The following is a 19,146-nucleotide window of genomic DNA, read 5'->3' as shown; positions in this document are numbered from 1 at the left end:
CACCGCGTCTGGTCCGCACTGGGCACCGTGGGCGCCGTGGTCGTGACGTTCACCGTCGGGATGATGGCCTCGACGTTCGACGCCATCGCGTACGGCCCGACGCCGTCCGGCGCGCAGCTGGCACGGACGGTCCTGTGGTGGGTGCTCCTCGCGGGCGTGGCGACGGCCGTCGTCTGGCGGGACCGGTACGCGGTCGTCGTGTGCCTCTCCACGGCGGCGGCCGGCGTCCTCACACCCGTCGGTGCCGTCGCGCCGCTGCTCGCCCTGCCGTTCGTCATCGCCCGGGAGAGGCGGTGGCGCGTCGTCGTCGGGTGCGCGGCGGCGACCGCGCTCGCCGTCGGGGTGTCGTTCTGGCGCGACGAGGCGCGCGAGGGCGAGGCGGTGATCTTCTCGATCACCAGCACCGGCCTGTCCGGCACGTCGTACCTGACGCCGGCGGGCTACGCGATCCTCACCGCGCTCCTGGTCGCCGCGTCCGTGGGCGCCGGGTTCCTGCGCCGCGCGGTCGGCCGGGCCGACGCCGCGCAGCAGGTGGCCGCCGCGGAGAACCAGCGCGCGCGGGTGCTCAGCTCGCAAGCCGACGAGCTGCGCACCGAGGTGTCGCGGCAGGAGGAGCGCGAGCTCATCGCGCGCGAGATGCACGACACGGTCGCGCACGAGCTGTCGCTCATGTCGTTGCAGGCGTCGGCGTACGAGGTCTCGACGGACAACCCGGACGTCGTCGACGTCGCCCGCACCCTGCGCTCGTCGGCGCACCGCACGCTCGACGAGATGCGCACGCTCATCGCGTCCCTGCGCGCCGGCTCCGAGCAGTACACCGGCTCGGCGCCCGCACTCGGCGACCTGGCGACGCTGCTCGACGACGCCCGCGCCGGAGGTGTCGACCTCACCGCGACCGTGTTCGTCGCCGACGCGGACGAGGCCCCAGCGGCCCTGACCCGCGCCGTGTACCGAGTGGTGCAGGAGGCGCTGACCAACGTCATGAAGCACGCTCCTGGTGCGCGAGCCGACGTCGACGTCCGCGCGCGGCCCGGTGACGGCGTCGACATCACCGTACGGAACGCCGTGCTGCCGGAACTCAACCCGTACGCCGACGCGCCCGTCCTCGGCGACCCGGGCGCGACGGTCGGCGCCTCGGGGATTCCTGGCGGCGGCTCGGGCCTCGTCGAGATGCGCGAGCGGTGCGAGGCCATGGGCGGGACGTTCGACGCGGGCGTCCAGGACGGACGGTACGTCGTGCGCGCGCACCTGCCGTGGGTACACCCGACGGCGTAGCCGCGCTCGGCCGCGTCCGCGCCGGTCGAGCGCGTGGCGGCTCTGCTGACAGCGCGTGGGCGGGCGTCGCTACGATCACGCCGTGATCAGGGTGATGGTCGTCGACGACGACGCGATGGTCCGCCGCCTGCTGCGCACCATCCTGCGGCCCGACGACATCGAGGTCGTCGCCGAGGCGTCCGACGGCGACCAGGTCCTCCCCGCGGTGCAGGCGCATCGACCGGATGTCGTGCTCATGGACCTGCGGATGGCCCGTGTCGACGGCATCGACGCCACACGGGCCCTCCAGGCTCTGCCCGACCCACCGGGCGTCATCGCCATGACGTCGTTCGACACCGAACAGGCCATTCTCGACGCGGTGCACGCCGGGGCGTCCGGGTTCCTCGCCAAGGACGCCGAGCCGACGGAGATCGTCGCGGCGGTTCGGGCGGTCGCGGCCGGCGATGGCCTCCTGTCGCCGCGTGCGACGAGAACAGTCCTCGCGCAGGTCGCCGCGGCGCCCGGCGCCGCGGGGCGGCGCGAGGCCGCGGAGCGTCTCGCGACACTCACCGAGCGAGAATTCGACGTCGCGCGGCTCGTCGCGGAGGGGCTGTCCAACGCCGACATCGCGCAGCGTCTGTTCCTCGGCGAGGCAACGGTCAAGACTCACCTGGCGAGCGCGAGCGCGAAGCTAGGCGTGGCGAACCGAGTCCAGCTCGCGGTCGCATTGACGCAGGCAGAGCGCGCATAACCTCTCTGCGCTACATCCAGCAGGATCTGAACGCTCCATCGAGCAGGAGCGGTCTCCCCTCCTCAAGCTCGCGAACAGACCCCAGCACTGTCCATGCAAGAGTTCACCCGACAAGAGATTGAATCGCGACGAAACGCCTGGTGAGCTTCGCGCATGGACTCCGCCGTCGAAGCCGCTCTCCGCTCTCGCATCATCCAGTGGGTTCAGGACCAGGCTGAGGCGAACGGCGGATTTCTCCACCGCGACGAGCTCCTGGACTTCCACATCGACGGCCAGAAGCTGCCCGTCATCGACTACTCGCGCGGCATTCGCAATCCTCAAGCGTTCGGCTCGACGCTGTCCATCGTCAGCGCTGCCGACGGCCCGTACGACGACACCGAGTCCGAGGACGGCCTCCTGCACTACGCCTACCGCACCGGGGATCCGTGGAGCGGAGACAACCGCAAGCTCCGCCATGCGATGGAGACCGGGATGCCGCTCATCCTGTTCCGCAAGGAAGTGCCGAAGATCTACACGCCCGTCGCGCCCGTCTACGTCGTCGACGACGAGCCGGAGAACCGTCAGTTCCTCATCGCCCTTGACGAGGCGTTCCGGTTCATCCCCAACACGCGAAACCTGACGACGCCTCAGCGTGAGTACGCCGTCCGTCTCGCCAAGCAGCGGCTCCACCAGCCGGCGTTCCGCACTCGTGTACTCGTCGCCTACGAGACTCGGTGCGCGATCTGCGAGCTCAAGCACGGCGCTCTTCTCGACGCCGCCCACATCATGCCGGACAGCGACGAACGCGGCGTCCCGACGGTGAACAACGGCCTTGCCCTATGCAAGATCCACCATGCCGCGTACGACCAGAACATGATGGGCGTGACACCCGACGGCGAGGTGCGGATTGCCCTCGACCTCCTCGAAGAGATCGACGGCCCCATGCTCAAGCACGGACTTCAGGAGATGCACGGGCGCCTTCTTGCGCAACCTCGCAGACGAGCCGATCGGCCGGACCGCGACCTTCTCGCCTGGCGTTTTGAACGCTTCAGCACACAGTGAGCAGCGAATGCTGTCCGAAACTACTAGTAACCCGTGAGACATTTGTCCGCCTAGGCTCAGGTGTTCACGGCACGCACCTAGGGTTGAGTTGCGATCGTCTGCTCTTAAGTCGAGCCATCGGCCTCCGGTTGCCAACGCCGGATCGGCGGAGCGGCCGGCGTGGCCCGTCGTTGTACTAGTACTTTCATGACACGACGACTAACCGACAGTTCATGGAAGTTGCTTCCCCCGCTGCGACGGCCGCGAAGAACGGCACAAGTTCACCCCCCTCACGCGCTCGCGACCGTATCGCGCCGGGCACCCCAGGCCCTACGCTCACGCTGCTCGACGCGGACGGCCGCGACGACCGGTCGGACAGGAGCAAGCCATGACGAAGCGGCTGACCACGTGGTGGTGCACGATCGCGCTGGTGGTCGGGTCACTCCTCGCGACCCCGCCCGCGCTCGCGGACGAGGCGACGGCACCCGGTGCCGAAACGGTGGTCGAGGCCGTCGTTCCGGAGGCACCTCGCCCGGCGGAGATCGACGACGGTCCGCGGTGCGTCGACGGCTACCGCGCGCAGTTCACCCAGACGCATTCCTACGGACGACAGTTCGGCGGGACGGCGCGCGTGTGGGAGTGCGCGTCTGGGCTGCCCGCCGCGGGGAACGTCGTGCTTGCACTGGCGGACAGCGGTGGCGTCCTGGCCGAGTCGCGCCTGTACAACGGCAACCACACGTTCATCGGCGTCTCGGCACCTCGCTCTGAGTCGAGCTTCGAGCTCGACATGCGATTCGATCCGGCGGACGGCAGTGGCTCGCGCTCGTGGCCCGCTCGCATCACGACATCGACGAGCTCGGTGAGCCTGCGCCTGTCGACCGACGTCAAGGCCGCCGGCGTGGTCTTCGACGCAACGGTCGTGACGCCCCGCACCGTCAACCTCGGCGCCTTGAGGACGCCGAACACAGCGACCGGAACCGTCGTCATCCGTCGTGGGGACGACGTGCTGGGCACCGCCGAGCTGAAGCCGTCCCCGGTCTACGCCAACGAGACGTGGGCCCGGCTCACCGTGCAGGGGCTCGCCGTGGGCGAGCCGGTGATCCTCGAGTACCTCGGGGACGACGGGTACCCAGCCGCATCGCTCACGAAAGCCCTGGTCGACAACCGGACGCGGACTGACACCACGATCACCGCTGCAACAGTCACCGCGACGCACGCGCAGATCGTGGCCGAGGTGCTGGACTGGACGCCTGGTTCTTCTGACCTGCTCGTGGGCCAGCAGGTCGCCATCAGCGTGGACGGACGCCCGGCGAGCACGGTTGTCGTGCCCGCGAACGAGGTCGGATCGCGAAGCACCGAGCACGGACTGCGCAGGCGCGCACGGGTCGTGCACAACTTCCAGGTCACCCCCGGAACGCACGAGATCACGGTGTCTTTCGGAGGCAACGACCGGCTTCAGCCGTCGTCAGCATCGACGACGCTCACGGCGTCGAAGGTTGCGACCAGTGTCAGCAGACCGTTCGCATCGCCGTCGACAGTCGGTTCCACCCGCTCCACGGTCCTCAGCTCCACCGTCCTCGACTCGACCGGCCAGCCCATCGGCGTCCAGATCGCCTTCCAGGAGCGCACGGTGGGATCGTCGACCTGGCGCACGGTCGGAACCACGACAGCGAAGGCGGGAGTCGCGGTACTGACGACGACGCCACGGGTGTCGCGTGACTACCGGGCCGTCGTGGTGGGAACGTCGACCTACCTCACCTCCACGTCGAGCACCTCCCGCGTCACGGTGGCGCGCACCGCATCGCTCGCCCGGATTGCGCACCCGTCCACACCTCGTACCGCAGCCATTCTCGTGACCAGGGTGGCGCCGACGGGCAAGGTCCTGCTCCAGGAACGACAGCCGAACGGTTCCTGGGTCACACGGGTGACGCGCACCGCCAGCGGCGCGACCGGCTCCACGAGCGAAGTCCGGTTCACCGTCTCGCGGACGACGACGAACCGGGTCTTCCGTGTGCTCGTCCCCGCCGACGCCGCGGCCACCCAGGCGGTGAGTCCTACCGTGACGGTCCCTCGACGCTGAGGCCGAGGCTGAGAAGAGCGGGTGCAGGACGCAGACGAGCCGGGCCGCACCCCACGACGAAGGGTGCGACCCGGCCCGGGTCTGGCGGCTCGCGTCAGCGAGCGATGTCGGACATCTCCGCGGCGGTGATGATGAGCTGCCGCTCGGCGCCGATGAGCACGCCCTCGTCGACGAGGTCACGGGTGACCTGGCGGACGTGGCGGACGAACTCGCGGTGGGTGGGGTACTCGTCGTCCTGCGCGATGTGGTCGTTGACGGTGCAGCCCTCGCCGTCGTCGAAGTTCTCGACGGTGGAGTCGTTGCCGTCGATGATCACGGTGGGGCGCACGTCGGAGCCCGGGCAGCGGTCGCGCCGCAGCTCCAGGATCGTGAACGTGACCTCGCCGGTCTGCGAGACCTCGCCGGCGCCGTTGACGGCGCGGTACCGGACGACGTGCTCGCCGTCGGCGGCGAGGACGAACGGCGCGGCGTAGCGCTGCCACGTGCCGCCGTCGACCTGGAACTCGGTGCGGTCGACGCCGGACTCCTCGTCCACGGCCGTCAGGGTGACGGTGGCGCGGCCGACGAAGTCGCCGTCGCGGGTGCGGCTGCCGCCGACTCCCGCGGTGACCTCAGGTCCCTCACCGTCGCCGTCGCCCTCGCCCTCCATGTCGACGACGATCGACTGCGGCGCGGACACGTTGCCGGCGACGTCCGTGGCGCGGAACGTCACGGTGTGCTCGCCCGGGTCGCGCAGCGTGATGGCCTTGGAGTACGGCATCCACTCGCCGCCGTCGATCTGGTACTCGACGGACGCGACACCGGAGTCGGCGTCGGTCGCGAGGAGGCGGACGAACGCGGGGCCGACGTACTCGCCGGCCTCGTTGCGCGGGCCCATGACGCGGTGGCGGATCTCCGGGGCGACGGTGTCGCTCCCGTCGGACTCGACGACGTCGAACGTGACGGTGCCGGCCTCGGAGACGTTGCCGGCCTCGTCCGTCGCGCGGTACGCGAGGGTGTGCTGGCCGGGCTCGTCGACGACGACGGCCTCGGTGTACTCGGTCCAGCCCGCACCGTCGAGGTCGTACTCGACGGATGCGACGCCGGAGCGTCGTCGGTCGCGGTGACCATGACGGACGCGGAGCCCACGTAGGCGCCGTTCTCGTCCTGCGTGCCGCTGAGCTCGGTGGCCACGGTCGGGGCGGTGGTGTCGCCGTTGTCCTCCGCGACGACGGTGAACGTCGTGACGGTCTCCTCGGAGACGTTGCCCTCGGCGTCGGTGGCCCGGTAGACGAGCGTGTGCTCGCCCGGCTCGGTCACGACGACCGGCTCGGTGTACTCGGCCCAGCCTGCGCCGTCGAGGTCGTACTCGACGGTCTCGACGCCGGACGCGTCGTCGGTCGCGGTGAGCGTCGCCGTGGCGGAGCCGACGAACGCGCCGTTCTCGTCCTCGGTGCCCGAGACCTCGGCGGTCACGGTCGGCGCCGTGGTGTCGGGCTCGTCGCCCTCGATGACGGTGAAGGTCGTCGAGCGCACCTGCGACTGGTTCCCCGCCGCGTCGGTCGCACGGTAGGAGACGGTGTGCTCACCGGGCTCGGTGAAGTCCACCGGCGCGGTGTACGGCATCCACTGCCCGTCCACCTGGTACTCGATGGAGTCGACGCCGGAGCCGCCCTCCTCGTCCTCCGCGTGGAGCATGACCTGCGCGCTGCCCACGTACTGGCCGTGGTCGTTCATGTCGCCCATGAGCATCGCGCTCACGGTCGGGGCGGTCGTGTCCTCCACGACGTCGCCCTCGACGACGGTGAACGTCGCCGTCTGCGCCTCGGACGTGTTGCCGGCCTCGTCCGTCGCGCGGAACTCGAGCGAGTGCTCGCCCACGGCGTCGACGGAGAACGGCTCGGTGTACGCGGTCCAGCCCGCGCCGTCCAGGTTGTACTCGACGCCCGCCACGCCGGAGCCGTCGTCGACCGCGTCGAGCGTGACCGTGGCCCCGCCGACGTACGCGCCGTCGCCGTCCTGGTCACCCGTGACCGTCGCGGTGACGGACGGCGCCGTGGTGTCGTCCCCGCCCCCGCCGTCACCGGTGACGACGAGCTCGCCCCACATCTCGCCGTGGCCCGGGATGGCGCAGAAGTAGCGGTACGTGCCCTCGGTGAACGTGACCTCGGCCTCGTGCAGGCCGCCGTTCGCGTCGAACGGGCTCGCGAGGATGTTGAGGTCCACGTCGTGGTTGTAGCCCGCCGTCGAGGTGTCGAACGTCAGGGTGTGGCTCATGCCGAACGTGTTGCCGGTCGCGATGCTGTTCTCGAAGACGATCGTCGCCGGGCCGGCGGTCGCCGTCGCCGGGAACGACAGGTAGTCGGTGACGGAGTTGCCGGCGGTCCAGGTCAGCACCTGCTCGGCGGCGACCTCGGCCGCGGGCGCGGCGGGAAGGCCGACGGCGGCCGGGGAAGCGGGCAGGGGGGTCGCCGTCGCGGGCGCGACGGAGACGACGGTGGCGGCGGTCAGCCCGGCGACCACGGCGGCCACGAGCCGTGTGGTGCCGCGGCGACCGTAGCCGGAACAGGGACGTCGTTCCATGGGTGTGCACTCCTCGTCGATGTGCAGTGTGGTGCGTCTGTCGTGTGCTGGGGGGTGTGGGAGCTCGGGTGAGCCGGGTGGACCGGGTCGCGGGGGCGACGAGCGCCGCCCCCGCCGGCCCGGTCACGCGGTCACAGGTCCGCGACCCGGATGTCGCGGAACTCGATGAGGTCCGCGTTGCCGTGGTTCTGGAGACCGATGAACCCGCTGTCGAACTGGCGCAGGTCGGTCGGCGGGTCGCCGCGCGGGACGACTCCTGGCCCGGCGTGTTCTCCCACTCGTTGATCACGACGCCGTTGCGGATGATCGTGTACTGCTGGCCGACCACCCGGATCTCGTACTCGTTCCACTCGCCCTTCGGCTTCTCGCCGCCGGCGTCGAGGCCGATCGGGTCGAAGTTGTAGACCGAGCCCGTCTTCTGCGGCTCGCCCGTCGGGCCGTCGTAGATCTGGATCTCGTGACCGCACGAGATCGCGACCCACGCCGGGGACTGGCCCTCGGCGCACTCGACGTCGCCCGGCTCCTCCGGGTCCGGGAACCGCGTGAACACACCGCTGTTCGCGTGGTGGTCACCCGGCGAGACGTCGCGGTAGAGCAGCTTCACGGAGAAGTCCCCGAGCTCCTCGCCCGCGTACCAGAGCATCCCCAGACCGCCGCTGGAGCGCAGCGAGCCGTCCGGCTGGAGCGTGAACTCGCCGCCCGGCGCCTGGACCCAGTCGAACAGCGAGTCCTCGGTGCCGTCGAAGATCGTGCGGTACCCGCCCGGGTCGACGCCGATCTGCGAGCGCGCGGCCGCGTTGACGAGGGCGTTGCGCTCCGAGCCGGTGATGCGGCTGTCGTCGAACAGCTGCTTGGCGACCGACCGCACGTGACGGAGGAACTGCTTGTGGTTGTCCCACTCCTGCTCGTCCTGGAACAGGTCGTTCATCGTGCAGCCGCCCAGGTCGAGGTTCTCGACACGGGAGTCGAAGTCCCCGAAGAACACGGTGTCCCGGTCGTCCGGGAGCGTGCAGCTCGGGCTCGAGTCGGTCGTGATCGTCTCGGTGGACCCGTCGGCGTAGGTGACCGTGAGGGTGGCCTCGTAGTCGTCCACGCGCTGGTAGGTGTGCTGCGGGTTCGCCTTGCGCGAGGTCGCGCCGTCGCCGAAGTCCCAGTGGTACGCGACGCCGCCGGAGCGCTCGCCGCGGAACTGCACCGTGAGCGGGTCGCCCTGGACGCTCGCCGCGGACGCCGTCGGGACCGGGGTCGGGGCCCCGCCCTGGTACGTGATCCGCATGAGCTTCTGGTTCGGGTCGAGGCTGAAGAAGCCGCCCGCGTAGTCGAGCAGGTACAGCGCGCCGTCCGGACCGAACTTCGCGTCCATCCAGCTCTGCAGCAGCTCGTCGCCGCGGCCGCCCGGGATGATGTGGCGCAGGTCCTCCATGAAGACGGGGGCACCGGCCTCGTCCACGGTCTCCGGGTCGACCGTCACCGCGACGCGGTTGTTCGGGTTCGACTGGTCACCGAGGAACCACTTGCCCTCCCAGTAGGACGGCCACGCGACGTCGGACTCCGGGTCCACCTGCGACTGACGGAACGTCGGGCCGGACATGACGGCCTGGCCGCCACCGCGGAGCCACGGGATCGTGTACGTCGCGTCCTCGTCCTCGTAGGTCGGGATGCCGTTGCCGCGGTCCGGGAAGACCGGGCCGCCGCCGGACGGCGAGTACCAGATCATGTTGTCGCGCACCGGCGGGATGTCCACGAGGCCGGTGTTGCGCGGCGACGTGTTCTGCGGGTTGTCGCAGTCGTACCAGTCGGTGAGGACGCTCGCGTCCTCGTTGCTGCGGTCGCGGTACGGCTGGCGGTTGCCCATGCAGTAGGGCCAGCCCTGGTTGCCGGCGGACGTGATGATCGTCGCCGTCTCGTACTTCGCCGGGCCCAGCTCCGGGTTCGGCATGGTCGCGTCCGGGCCGACCCACGCGGCGGTGAGCCAGTCGGTGTCGGGGTCGATCTGCAGGCGCGAGATGTTGCGCACGCCCATCACGTAGATCTCCGGGCGCGTCTTGTCGGCCGGGTACTCGCCCACGGGGAACAGGTTGCCCTCGGGGATCGTGTACGTGCCGTCGTCCTCGGGGTGGATCCGCAGGATCTTGCCGTTGAGGTTGTTCGTGTTGCCGGAGGTACGGCGCGCGTCCTGGAAGCTGATGCCCGCGTACTCCTGGGTCCAGTTGTTGCCGGAGTACCCGTTCGAGCCGCCGGACGAGTTGTTGTCGCCGGAGCCGATGTAGAGGTTGCCCTCGTCGTCGAACGCCATGCCGCCGCCCGCGTGGCAGCAGCTGTGGATCTGCGTCTCCCACTCGAGGAGGTCGACGCGCGAGCTCTGGTCGATCGTCGGGCCCGCCGGGTCGTACGTGAACCGCGAGACCGTGCGGTAGCCGACGCGACGCTCACGGTCGATCGACTCGTGCGGCATCCAGTACGCGTACAGGTAGTGGTTCTCCGCGAAGTCCGGGTCGGGGACGAGGCCGAGCAGGCCCTCCTCGTTCTTCACCAGCTCGTCGCCGCTGCCGCGGTTGCCCATGACGTCGAGCGTCGTGAGCAGCGTGACGTCGCCCGTCTCCGGGTCCCACTGGTGGATCGTGCCGCAGCCGAGGCCGACGTCCGGGTCGTCCCACGAGGGGATCGGACCGGACGGGCACGCGCCGCGACCGATGTAGAACACGGTGCCGTCGGGCGCGATCGTCACGCCGTGGGGCTCGCCGTTCTGGTCGAGCTGGCCCTGCGCGTTCGGCGCGGACAGGCGCTCGGCGGTGTAGTTCGCCGCGATCGTGGCCTGGCAGTCGCCGCGCACGGCGCCCGTCGTCCACTGCAGCGCCCCGAGGAGGTGGTTGCGGAAGTTCTCGTCCGACCAGCTCTCCGCGGTGCCGCCCATGCCGGTGTAGAACGAGCGGCCGCCGTCGTAGTCACGGCACCACGAGACCGGCTCGAACGGCGACGTGGTGGCGCCGGCGTCGGGGCCGGGCTCGAGCGTGGCGACGGTGTGCACGTCGCCCGCCGGGTCCTGGGCCCAGTCGAGCCACATGTCCTCGCGGTCCCACGTCAGCGGGAGCTCGGTGTTCGCCGGGTGCTGCCGGTCCACGAGGTCGACCGTGCGCTCCTCGAGCGGGATCTCCGGGTCGGGCTGCTCGACGGAGTCGGGGCCGAAGATGGAGAGCTCGGCGAGCTGGACCTCGGCGTCGCCCGAGTTCGCCGCGACGACGAGCCGGTACCAGCCGTACTCCGTCGTGTCCCCGACCTCGAAGGTGCGGGGCTGGAAGCGCTGCGAGAAGGTCTCGTCGGTGCGCGAGTCGACGTCGACCCACGTCTCGCCGTCGTTCGAGCCCTGGATCGTCCAGTTCTTCGGGTCACGGCCCGGGGAGTCGTTCGCCGACGTCAGGCTGTACTGCGTGAGGGCGACCGGCTCCTCCATCCGGAGCGTGAGCGTCCCCGTGCGGGCGAACGTCAGCCACTTCGTGCCGGGGTCCCCGTCGACGGCCTTGGGCGGGGTCTCGGCATCGGGGCTGCGCCCGGTGCCGGTGGCCTCGGCCACCTTCTCCGCGACCGGAGTCGCGCCCGCGATGCGGGTGCCGATGAGGCCCGTGAACCACTGCGACGCCTCCTGGGCGCGCGCCGCGTCGCGCACGCCGAGGAACCCGCCGCCGTCGCCGATGTAAGCCTGCAGCGCCGCCTCCTGCTCGGCGCTGAGCTCGATGCCCTCGGCCGACAGCATGACCACGCCGCGGTACTCGCCGAGGCCGGCCTCGCTGAAGATCGCCGGGTCGGACGACGCCTCGACGTCGAACCCGTTCTCGGCGCCCAGCTCGCGCAGCGCGGCCGCGGCCTCGACGACCGGGTCGTCCTGTGCGTCGGGCGCGCCGTGGAAGACGAGGACCCGCAGCGGGTCCGCCCCCTCGACGGGAGCCTGGACCGCGGTCGCGGCGCTGCCGGCCACAGGTCCCGGCTGGGCCGACGCCGGGATCACGGCGGCGCTCGCGACGAGCGCGACGCTCGTCAGGCCCACGGCCAGGACCTTCGGCGCTCCGGGCCCGGAGCGTCCCCCCTTCGGGGGTGGTGTTCGTCTGGTCAGCACTCTCCAACTCCTTCGTCATCGGTGCGGTGCGCCCGGGCGGGATCCCGGACGACGGACGGGCTGGCGGGCCGCGGCGGGCCCCCGTGGTCAGTGACCCGCATGGGCCCCCTGCTCCGGCGCGGTCTGCGTCGTCGTGGCGGCCGTGTGCTGGTGGCCCGAGTAGCGGTCGATCGCCTCCTGCGCGCCGGGCGGCATGCTGCCGTCCGGGTTGCGCACGAGGAAGATGCCGGCCATGCCGCCGTCGGCGTGGAACTGGACGTGGCAGTGGTACATCCACGCGCCGGGCCCGACGCCGAGGCCGGCGACCACCTGGAACCCGAACGAGTCGCCCGGGTTGAGGTCGCGGTTGTCGACCACCTGGCTCACGTCGTCGCGCCCGGACAGCAGGCCGGTGCGGTTGTTCGCCCACCGGTGCGCGTGCAGGTGGAAGGTGTGGAACGTGTTGCCGTGCCCGATGCAGATGAACTCGACGCGCTCGCCTCGTTCGCCTCGAACATCGGGGTGTCCGGGGCCATCTTGTTGTTGATGAGCATGTCGTTGAACACGACCGTGAACTGCTTCTCCGGCAGCACGTCGCCGATGCGGCGCACCACGAGCGCGCCGTACAGGCCCGCGGCGACGCCTGCGTCCCGTGGTCGCCCCCCGCGTGGTCGTGGTAGTGCCAGTAGCCCGCGCTGCCCGGCATCCAGATGCCGCGGTCGCGGCGCATCTTCGTCGTCGACCAGGTGTACGTGCGCGTCTCCCCCGCTCGTTGAACGAGCCGAGGTACGGGCTGCCGTCGCTGTTGACGTCGTAGTTCACGCCGTGCGGGTGGATCGACAGGCGCTGGTCGGTCGTGTTGACGAGCGTGATCTCGAGCGTCTCCCCCTCCCACATCTCGAGGACCGGCCCGGGCACGGTGGCGGTGCCCGGCTCGAAGCCGTAGCCCACGGTCCGCTCGTCGATGCGCTCGGCGTACATGGTGATGCGGCGCACCGAGCCGTCCGTCGCGCTGGGCACGGCGGCGGCGGCCGGAGCGGCCGCGACGCTGCCGCCGGAGCCGAGGACGAGCGCGGCGGCCGGGGCCGCGGCGACGACTCCGGCTCCCATGAGCAACGAGCGCCGGGACAGCGGCTTCTTGGGGGTGGCGAGGTCTGTCGACTCGCTCATGGGTTCTCCTTCCGGACGCGGGCGCGCCGGGGCGACACGGCGCGACGGCGCGCCGCGTCGGTCCGTGCGCTGCGTCTCACGGTCGAGCGGTGGTCGGGGCGACGCCCCGGGACGGGGTGCAGCACGGCGTGCAGCACTCATGCGGTCGGACGCGTGCTGCAGCGCCGTACTGCAGGTACAGGTGGTGACTGCGGGTACGGGCGGTGCGGGAGGCGTACGGGGGCTCGGTCGGCGGCGCCTGTGCCGCCGGCGAGGTCCAAGGCCATGCTGGCCGTGCCGGTGCGCGCCGCGGTGCACGCCCGACGTCGTCGGTCCGGGCGGCCGACTCCCCCAAGCCCGCCGTCCGGTCCCTGGTCGGTTCCAGGGGCAACGGCCTCCATCAGACCGCAGCCAGACAGCGATGTCAACACGCGCGCGAAAGTTCTGTCGTGACCAGGCAAAAGTCGACGGTCGACCGCCACATCGGTCCTGGCAGCCGCCGACAGGCACGCTGGTCCGCACGCGTCGGAGGAGGTTCTCGACGAGCGCGCCGCACCGCGGGACCGTACGCTCGCCGCACCCGCCACCCACCCGGACATCCACCCCCGACACCCACCCCGACCCCCACCCCGAGACCCTGGAGGCGCCGTGGCCGGCCGCATCGTGCTGCTCGGCGCCACCGGCTACACCGGCCGGCTCGTCGCCCACGAGCTCGTCGCGCGCGACGCGCGACCGGTGCTCGCGGCACGGTCGCGGGAGCGGCTGGACGACCTCGCGCGGGAGCTCCACGAGGCGTCGGGGGCGGAGCCCGAGACCGCGGTCGCCGACGTCGCGGAGCCCCGCACCGTCCGGGCGCTGGTCGAGCGCGGCGACGTGCTGGTCTCGACGGTCGGGCCGTTCACGCGCCGCGGCGGCCCCGCGGTGCGCGCCGCCGTCGACGCCGGGGCGGTGTACCTCGACTCGACCGGCGAGGCCGCGTTCGTCCGGGAGGTGTTCGAGCAGCACGGACCCCGCGCCCGGGAGAACGGCGCCACGCTGCTCACGGCGTTCGGCTACGACTGGGTGCCCGGCAACCTCGCCGGGGTGCTGGCGCTGCGCGCGGCGGGCGCGGACGCGACGCGCCTGAGCGTCGGCTACTTCGGCCTCGGCGGGGGCGGGACGAGCGCGGGCACCCGGACGACGGCGACGGCTGCCCTGCTCGACCCGTCGTACGCGTGGCGCGACGGGCGGCTGCGCGCCGAGCGGCTCGGCGCCCGGGTCGTGACGTTCGACGTCGGCGGACGGCGCGTGCGCGGCATCTCCGCGGGCGGCAGCGAACCGTTCGCGCTGCCGCGTCTGGCGCCCGCCCTGCGCGACCTCGACGTCGTCGTCGGCTCCTCGAGCCCCGCCGTGCACCTCGTGCCGGCCGCGACCGCGCTGCTCACCGGGGCGCTGCGCCTGCCCGTGCTCGGCGCCCGGCTGCGCGAGGCCGTGGAGGCCCGCTCGGCCGGACCGTCGGGCGCCGGACCGGATGCGACGCGGCGCGCGTCGACGCGCAGCCACGTGGTCGCGGACGCGCGCGACCGCCGGGGACGGCTGCTGCACCGCGTGCGCCTCGACGGCCCCGACCCGTACGACCTCACGGCCCGGTTCCTCGCGGCCGCGGCGGTCCGTGCCGTGCAGCAGGGCGTGCGCGACGTCGGTGCGCTCGGCCCCGTCGAGGCGTTCGGGCTCGACGCGCTGCGCGGGATCGTGACGGACGCGGGCGTCGTCGTGCGCTGAGCGGGCTCAGCGGTCGAGCACCTCGCGCAGCGTCGCGGCGAACGCCGCCGGGTCGTTGTCGGGCGCCCAGTCGTTGCGCATGAAGCCGCCGTGGTCCCCCGGGAACGTGACGGCCTCGGTGCCGAGCAGCGTCGCGAGCGCCGCGCCGCCGCGCCACGCGAGGGTGCCCTGGCCGCGCGCGCTGACCGCGGGCACGATCCGGACGCCCGCCGACCGCAGCGCCTGCGCGTCGGGCGCGTACTCCGGCTGGGCCTTGAGGTTGCCCGAGAGCAGGAGGTCGTCGCGCGATCCGTCGTCCTCGGTCGGCAGGCCGAGCTGCCTCGGGTCGGGGGCCGGCCGGTCGAGGTAGTCGGCGGGCAGCGGCCCGACGTGGCTGACCAGCGCGATGAACTTCGCCATCGCCGGTCCGTAGCCCTCGCGGTGGTACGTGTCGACGATGTCCAGCTCGACGGCGTCGGCGACCTCGCGGTCCTCGAGCAGCGCCGTGAGCGGCGGCTCGTGCGACACCAACGTGGCGACGTCGGCCGGGTGCTGCTCGATCCACGACAGCCCGACGATCCCGCCGCCGCTCGACCCGAACACGTCGACCGGGCCCAGCCCGAGCGCCCGGACGACGCGGTGCAGGTCCTCCGCGTGGCCCGGCATGGTCACCTCGCCGTCGGGCGCGAGCGTGCTGCGCTCGGTGCCGCGCGGGTCGTACGTGATGACCGTGCGGTCGTCGAGCAGCGCGACGAGCTGCTCGAACCCCGACGCGCCCATGGGCGAGCCCATGACGACGAGCGGGGTCAGGTCGCTCGCCGTCGCCGGCTCGTGCACGTCGTAGGTGGGGACGCGCCCGGCACGTCCAGCGTGTACGTCTTGCGCTCGCTCATGGTGGCCTCCGCCTGGTCGTGGTGTCACGACCTACGACGCGGGATGCCCGCAGAACTGATCGGTGCCCCCGCCGGGGCACGACCGGCTCGGGGCCGTCAGCCCCAGAGGCGCTTCGTCGCGATCTCGGCGCCCTGCGCGAGCGACTCGAGCTTGGCCCACGCGATCTGCGGGTGCACGCGCCCGCCGAGGCCGCAGTCCGTGGAGGCGACGACGTTCTCGCGACCCACGCGCGCCGCGAACCGCTCGATGCGCTCCGCGACGAGCTCCGGGTGCTCGACGACGTTCGTCGCGTGCGAGACCACGCCGGGCAGGAGGAGCTTGCCGTCGGGCAGGGCGACGTCGTCCCACACGCGGTACTCGTGCTCGTGGCGCACGTTCGCGGCCTCGAACGAGTACGCCGCGGCGTCGATCTCGAGCATGAGACCGACGATGTCCTTCATCGGCAGGTCGGTCGTGTGCGGGCCGTGCCACGAGCCCCAGCACAGGTGGTACCGCACGCGGTCCTCGGGGATGCCGCGCAGCGCGTGGTTGAGCGCCTCGACGTGCACGCGCGAGAACGCGAGGTAGTCCTCGACGCTCGGTTCGGGCGTGATCTGGTCCCAGGACTCGGCGAGGCCCGGGTCGTCGATCTGCAGCACCAGGCCGGCGTCGACGATCGCGAGGTACTCCTCGCGCAGCACGTCCGCCCACGCGTACGCGTACTCCTCGTGCGTCGCGTAGTGCTCGTTCGCGATGCGCGTGGCGGAGCCGGGCGCGATCGACGTGACGAACGCGTCCTGCACGCCTGCGGCGTCGGCGGCGGCGCGCAGGTTCGCGGCGTCCTGCGCGACGGCGGCCTGACCGGTGTAGGTGAGCGGTCCCGTGACCTTGGGGAACGCGCCCGGGCCCTCGCCCGCGAAGATGCCCGACGTCGGGTCCGTGTACGCCTCGCGGAAGCGCGCCTGGTCGCGGCGGTTGCCGAAGCCGGTCAGGCGCACGTCGCCCGGCGACGACTGCACGTCGGCCAGGACCCACGCGGCGTCCGTGTCGAGCTCGAGCCCGCCCGTGCGCTGGAACGAGTACGACCACCACGCGCCGTAGTCCATCGGCGACGACATCGACTTGCCGTACTCGCCGTCACCCACCAGCGTGATGCCGGCGCGCCGCTGGCGCTCCACCACGTCGACGACGGCGTCGCGCAGCAGCGTGTCGAAGTCGCCCTTCACATCCCCGGCCTCGCGCGCCGCGTTGGCGGCGAGCAGCTCGGGCGTGCGCGGGAGCGAGCCCGCGTGGGTGGTCTGGATGCGGTCGTCGTTGCGGCGCACGGTCTGCCTCTCGTCACGTCGCCGCGCCCGTCCGGGCGCGTGCGGCCTCGATGGTCACACGGCGTCGCGACGTCCGGACGTCACCGCCCACGATCCGGGAGCGGGTGTCCGTCACACGCGACCACCCGCTCCCTCACGTGGTCGGCGTCGCTCTTCCTCACAGCGGGATCGCCGTGATGGTCGCGCGGACCGCCTCGCGCAGCGTGCGCTCGGGCACGACGTCGACCGAACGGCCCAGGATCTCCTCGAGCTCGGTCTCGAGGGCGCCCAGACCGAAGAGCCCGACGCCTTCGTCGAGGTCGACGAGAAGGTCCACGTCGGAGTCCGCGGTGTCACTGCCCTCAGCGACCGAGCCGAACACGCGCACGGACCGAGCGCCGTGGCGAGCAGCGGCCTCGACGACGGCGTCCCGCTTGACGCGCAGCACGTCGTCGAGCGCCGACCGGCAGCTTCGCTCGACGACCGCGAGGCGACCATGGGTGAGTGCGCGGTCGAGCAGCCGCTTGACCTCGGGCTGGCTACGACCCAGAGCCGCCGCGGTGCGGCGCTGGCTCCAGCCGAGGTCGTGCGCCTGACGGACGGCGCGTTCCAGCGTCGCGCCGGCCTCTGCGCGCAACGCATCCGCGTTGGCACCGGCTGCCTCCAGGTATGCGGCGAACGCCTTCTCGACAGAGCTCACCCGACCTCACCTTCCGATAGCAGATGCTCTCGGAGACCGAGATGCTCCGGAAGAGGGTTCGTCCCCGTGCGCCGAGCCGCTCGGGACCACCGCCGACGGGCAGACCGTTACACCCGCGCCTGTCGCCCGGCGGACGCCTGACGGACGCCTAGTGGCCGTCCGCCCGACGCCGCACGGTCACCTACCGCCCCTAGCGTCGGTCGCGGAGACCGCACCGGGACCACCGGAAAGGGCACGCCGACGATGACCCTCACGCTCACGCTCGTCCGCCACGGGCAGACCGTCCTCAACGCACGCCGGCACCTGCAGGGTGCGTGCGACTCGCCGCTGACCCGCACGGGCCGTGCCGGTGTGCGGGTGACGGCCCAGCACCTGTCGCTGCACGACTTCGACGCCGTCTACTGCTCGCCGCAGGGCCGGGCCGTGCTCACGGCGATGGAGCTCCTGCGCCACCACCCCGACCTGGAGCTGACCGTCGACCACGACCTGCGCGAGCTGTCGTTCGGCAGCTTCGAGCGGCGACCGGAGCACGAGCTCGACGCCGTCGAGTCGTGGACGGACCTCGTCCCCGCCGTCCTGGCCGGCACCCACCCGGGCGTGGGCGGCGGCGAGCCCGGCGCCGACTTCATGGCCCGCGTCCGCGCCGTGTTCGCGCGCATCGTGGCCGCGCACGACTGCGCCGCCGCCCCCGGCGCGCAGGAGGACCGGCAGGTGCTCGTCGTCGGGCACGGCCTGACCCTCGGCGCGTACCTCGCGACGATCGACCCGTCGCGCCTCGTCGCGCTGCCGAACGCGTCGGTGTCGACCGTCGAGGTCACGGACGGGCGCGCCGCCGTCGTCGCCGCGGGGCTCGACGTCGCCGGCCACGGGTCGGTCGCCGCGCGGCCGGCCGTGGTGCCGGAGGACGTCGAGCCCGTCGCCGTCGCGCCGGCCTGACCGGTTCCCGTCCGGGGGTCCACCCCCTACCCTCGGTCAGCGGAGACGCCCGGAGCCGGGAGGACGACGATGACCGCAGCCACACCCGACGGCACCCCCGACGACACACCCGACGGCACGCCGACGACACCGCCGCACCGCTCGCTGCTGAGCCGCCTCGACGCGGCGCTCACCGCACCCGACGCGACGAGCACCGAGCGCGCGCTGGGCTACGGCACGGCGCTGGTCGGTGCGGCGCTCGCCGTCGTGCTCGCGGTCGCCCCGGGAGACGACGCCGGGCTCGCCGTCTGGCAGGTCGCGCTGCTCGCGCTCGTCGGGTTCGACCTCTTCGGCGGGGTCGTCGTCAACGCGACCGTGACGGGCTCGCGTCGGTTCCACGCGCCGGGCGCGTCGCGCCGCGGCCTGGTCACGTTCACCGCCGTCCACGTCCACCCGCTGGTCGTCGCGGCGCTCGTCCCGGGCCTGCCGTGGTCGACGGCGCTCGTCACCTACGCGGGGATCCTCGGCGTGGTCGCCGTCGTCGCGCTGCTCGTGCCCCCTGCCGTGCGGGCGCCGTCGCGTCGCGGGCGCCGCCGTCCTGGTCGCGCTGCTCGTCACGGTGCTCGCCCCCGAGCCGTGGGTGGCGTGGGTGGGGCCGCTCCTCGTGCTCAAGCTCGTCCTGTCCCACGCGCTCCGCACCGCGCCGCG

Annotated in this window: 13 protein-coding genes; 7 read left to right on the top strand and 6 right to left on the bottom strand. The window is 72.3% G+C overall.

Going from position 1 to position 19,146, the window contains the following annotated elements:
- Positions 1 to 27 precede the first annotated feature (27 nt).
- The 4 genes from BJF88_RS01955 (at position 28) to BJF88_RS01940 (ending at position 5,105) form a co-directional block, all read left to right on the top strand.
- Entirely contained in the window at positions 28 to 1,275 is a 1,248-nt protein-coding gene (locus BJF88_RS01955) for a sensor histidine kinase (protein ID WP_075827554.1), read from the top strand.
- A gap of 82 nt (positions 1,276 to 1,357) precedes the next feature.
- Positions 1,358 to 2,005, top strand: coding sequence for a response regulator transcription factor (locus tag BJF88_RS01950; protein ID WP_075827610.1), 648 nt, complete (start codon positions 1,358 to 1,360; stop codon positions 2,003 to 2,005).
- Between the two features lie 153 nt (positions 2,006 to 2,158).
- Entirely contained in the window at positions 2,159 to 3,046 is an 888-nt protein-coding gene (locus BJF88_RS01945; RefSeq protein ID WP_075827553.1) for an HNH endonuclease, read from the top strand.
- Positions 3,047 to 3,413: 367 nt separating this feature from the next.
- A complete protein-coding gene (locus BJF88_RS01940; RefSeq protein WP_075827552.1) occupies positions 3,414 to 5,105 on the top strand; it encodes a hypothetical protein in 1,692 nt (563 codons plus the stop codon).
- A gap of 94 nt (positions 5,106 to 5,199) precedes the next feature.
- On the opposite strand, the gene BJF88_RS18770 is transcribed toward BJF88_RS01940, so the two are convergent.
- The 3 genes from BJF88_RS18770 to BJF88_RS01925 form a co-directional block, all read right to left on the bottom strand.
- Positions 5,200 to 5,865 carry a hypothetical protein gene (locus BJF88_RS18770; RefSeq protein ID WP_139315860.1) on the bottom strand — a complete coding sequence of 222 codons (666 nt, stop codon included), beginning with the start codon at positions 5,863 to 5,865 and terminating at the stop codon, positions 5,200 to 5,202.
- Positions 5,866 to 7,164: 1,299 nt separating this feature from the next.
- Positions 7,165 to 11,709: a ThuA domain-containing protein gene (locus tag BJF88_RS01930; RefSeq protein ID WP_369824439.1), complete on the bottom strand. Its 4,545-nt coding sequence runs from the start codon at positions 11,707 to 11,709 to the stop codon at positions 7,165 to 7,167.
- 156 nt (positions 11,710 to 11,865) lie between these two features.
- Entirely contained in the window at positions 11,866 to 12,927 is a 1,062-nt protein-coding gene (locus tag BJF88_RS01925) for a multicopper oxidase domain-containing protein (RefSeq protein ID WP_255371671.1), read from the bottom strand.
- Between the two features lie 627 nt (positions 12,928 to 13,554).
- Between BJF88_RS01925 and BJF88_RS01920 the strand changes: the two genes are divergently transcribed.
- A complete protein-coding gene (locus BJF88_RS01920) occupies positions 13,555 to 14,667 on the top strand; it encodes a saccharopine dehydrogenase NADP-binding domain-containing protein (RefSeq protein ID WP_075827551.1) in 1,113 nt (370 codons plus the stop codon).
- Between the two features lie 6 nt (positions 14,668 to 14,673).
- Here the strand turns inward: BJF88_RS01920 and BJF88_RS01915 are convergent, their stop codons facing one another.
- The 3 genes from BJF88_RS01915 to BJF88_RS20905 form a co-directional block, all read right to left on the bottom strand.
- A complete protein-coding gene (locus BJF88_RS01915; RefSeq protein WP_255371670.1) occupies positions 14,674 to 15,483 on the bottom strand; it encodes an alpha/beta fold hydrolase in 810 nt (269 codons plus the stop codon).
- A 152-nt stretch (positions 15,484 to 15,635) separates the two neighbouring features.
- Positions 15,636 to 16,844 carry a cobalamin-independent methionine synthase II family protein gene (locus BJF88_RS01910; RefSeq protein ID WP_075827550.1) on the bottom strand — a complete coding sequence of 403 codons (1,209 nt, stop codon included), beginning with the start codon at positions 16,842 to 16,844 and terminating at the stop codon, positions 15,636 to 15,638.
- Positions 16,845 to 17,001: 157 nt separating this feature from the next.
- Entirely contained in the window at positions 17,002 to 17,523 is a 522-nt protein-coding gene (locus BJF88_RS20905; protein ID WP_255371669.1) for a nucleotidyltransferase family protein, read from the bottom strand.
- Between the two features lie 243 nt (positions 17,524 to 17,766).
- On the opposite strand from BJF88_RS20905, the gene BJF88_RS01900 reads away from it, so the two are divergent.
- On the top strand, positions 17,767 to 18,459 hold the full coding sequence (locus BJF88_RS01900) for a histidine phosphatase family protein (protein WP_075827549.1): 693 nt from the start codon (positions 17,767 to 17,769) through the stop codon (positions 18,457 to 18,459).
- Positions 18,460 to 18,528: 69 nt separating this feature from the next.
- On the top strand, positions 18,529 to 19,146 hold a 618-nt coding region (locus BJF88_RS01895), incomplete at its 3' end, for a hypothetical protein (RefSeq protein WP_075827548.1).

Source organism: Cellulosimicrobium sp. CUA-896 (assembly GCF_001942335.1).
Classification (GTDB): domain Bacteria; phylum Actinomycetota; class Actinomycetes; order Actinomycetales; family Cellulomonadaceae; genus Cellulosimicrobium.
The sequence above is the reverse complement of the archived record's forward strand: the minus strand, read 5'-3'. Positions and strand labels throughout refer to the sequence as shown.

Coding starts and splice junctions, on each gene's coding strand:
- BJF88_RS01900 (WP_075827549.1), top strand. CDS start 17,767: ATGACCCTCACGCTCACGCTCGTCCGCCACGGGCAGACCGTCCTCAAC.
- BJF88_RS01925 (WP_255371671.1), bottom strand. CDS start 12,927: ATGAGCGAGTCGACAGACCTCGCCACCCCCAAGAAGCCGCTGTCCCGG.
- BJF88_RS18770 (WP_139315860.1), bottom strand. CDS start 5,865: ATGCCGTACTCCAAGGCCATCACGCTGCGCGACCCGGGCGAGCACACC.
- BJF88_RS01945 (WP_075827553.1), top strand. CDS start 2,159: ATGGACTCCGCCGTCGAAGCCGCTCTCCGCTCTCGCATCATCCAGTGG.
- BJF88_RS01940 (WP_075827552.1), top strand. CDS start 3,414: ATGACGAAGCGGCTGACCACGTGGTGGTGCACGATCGCGCTGGTGGTC.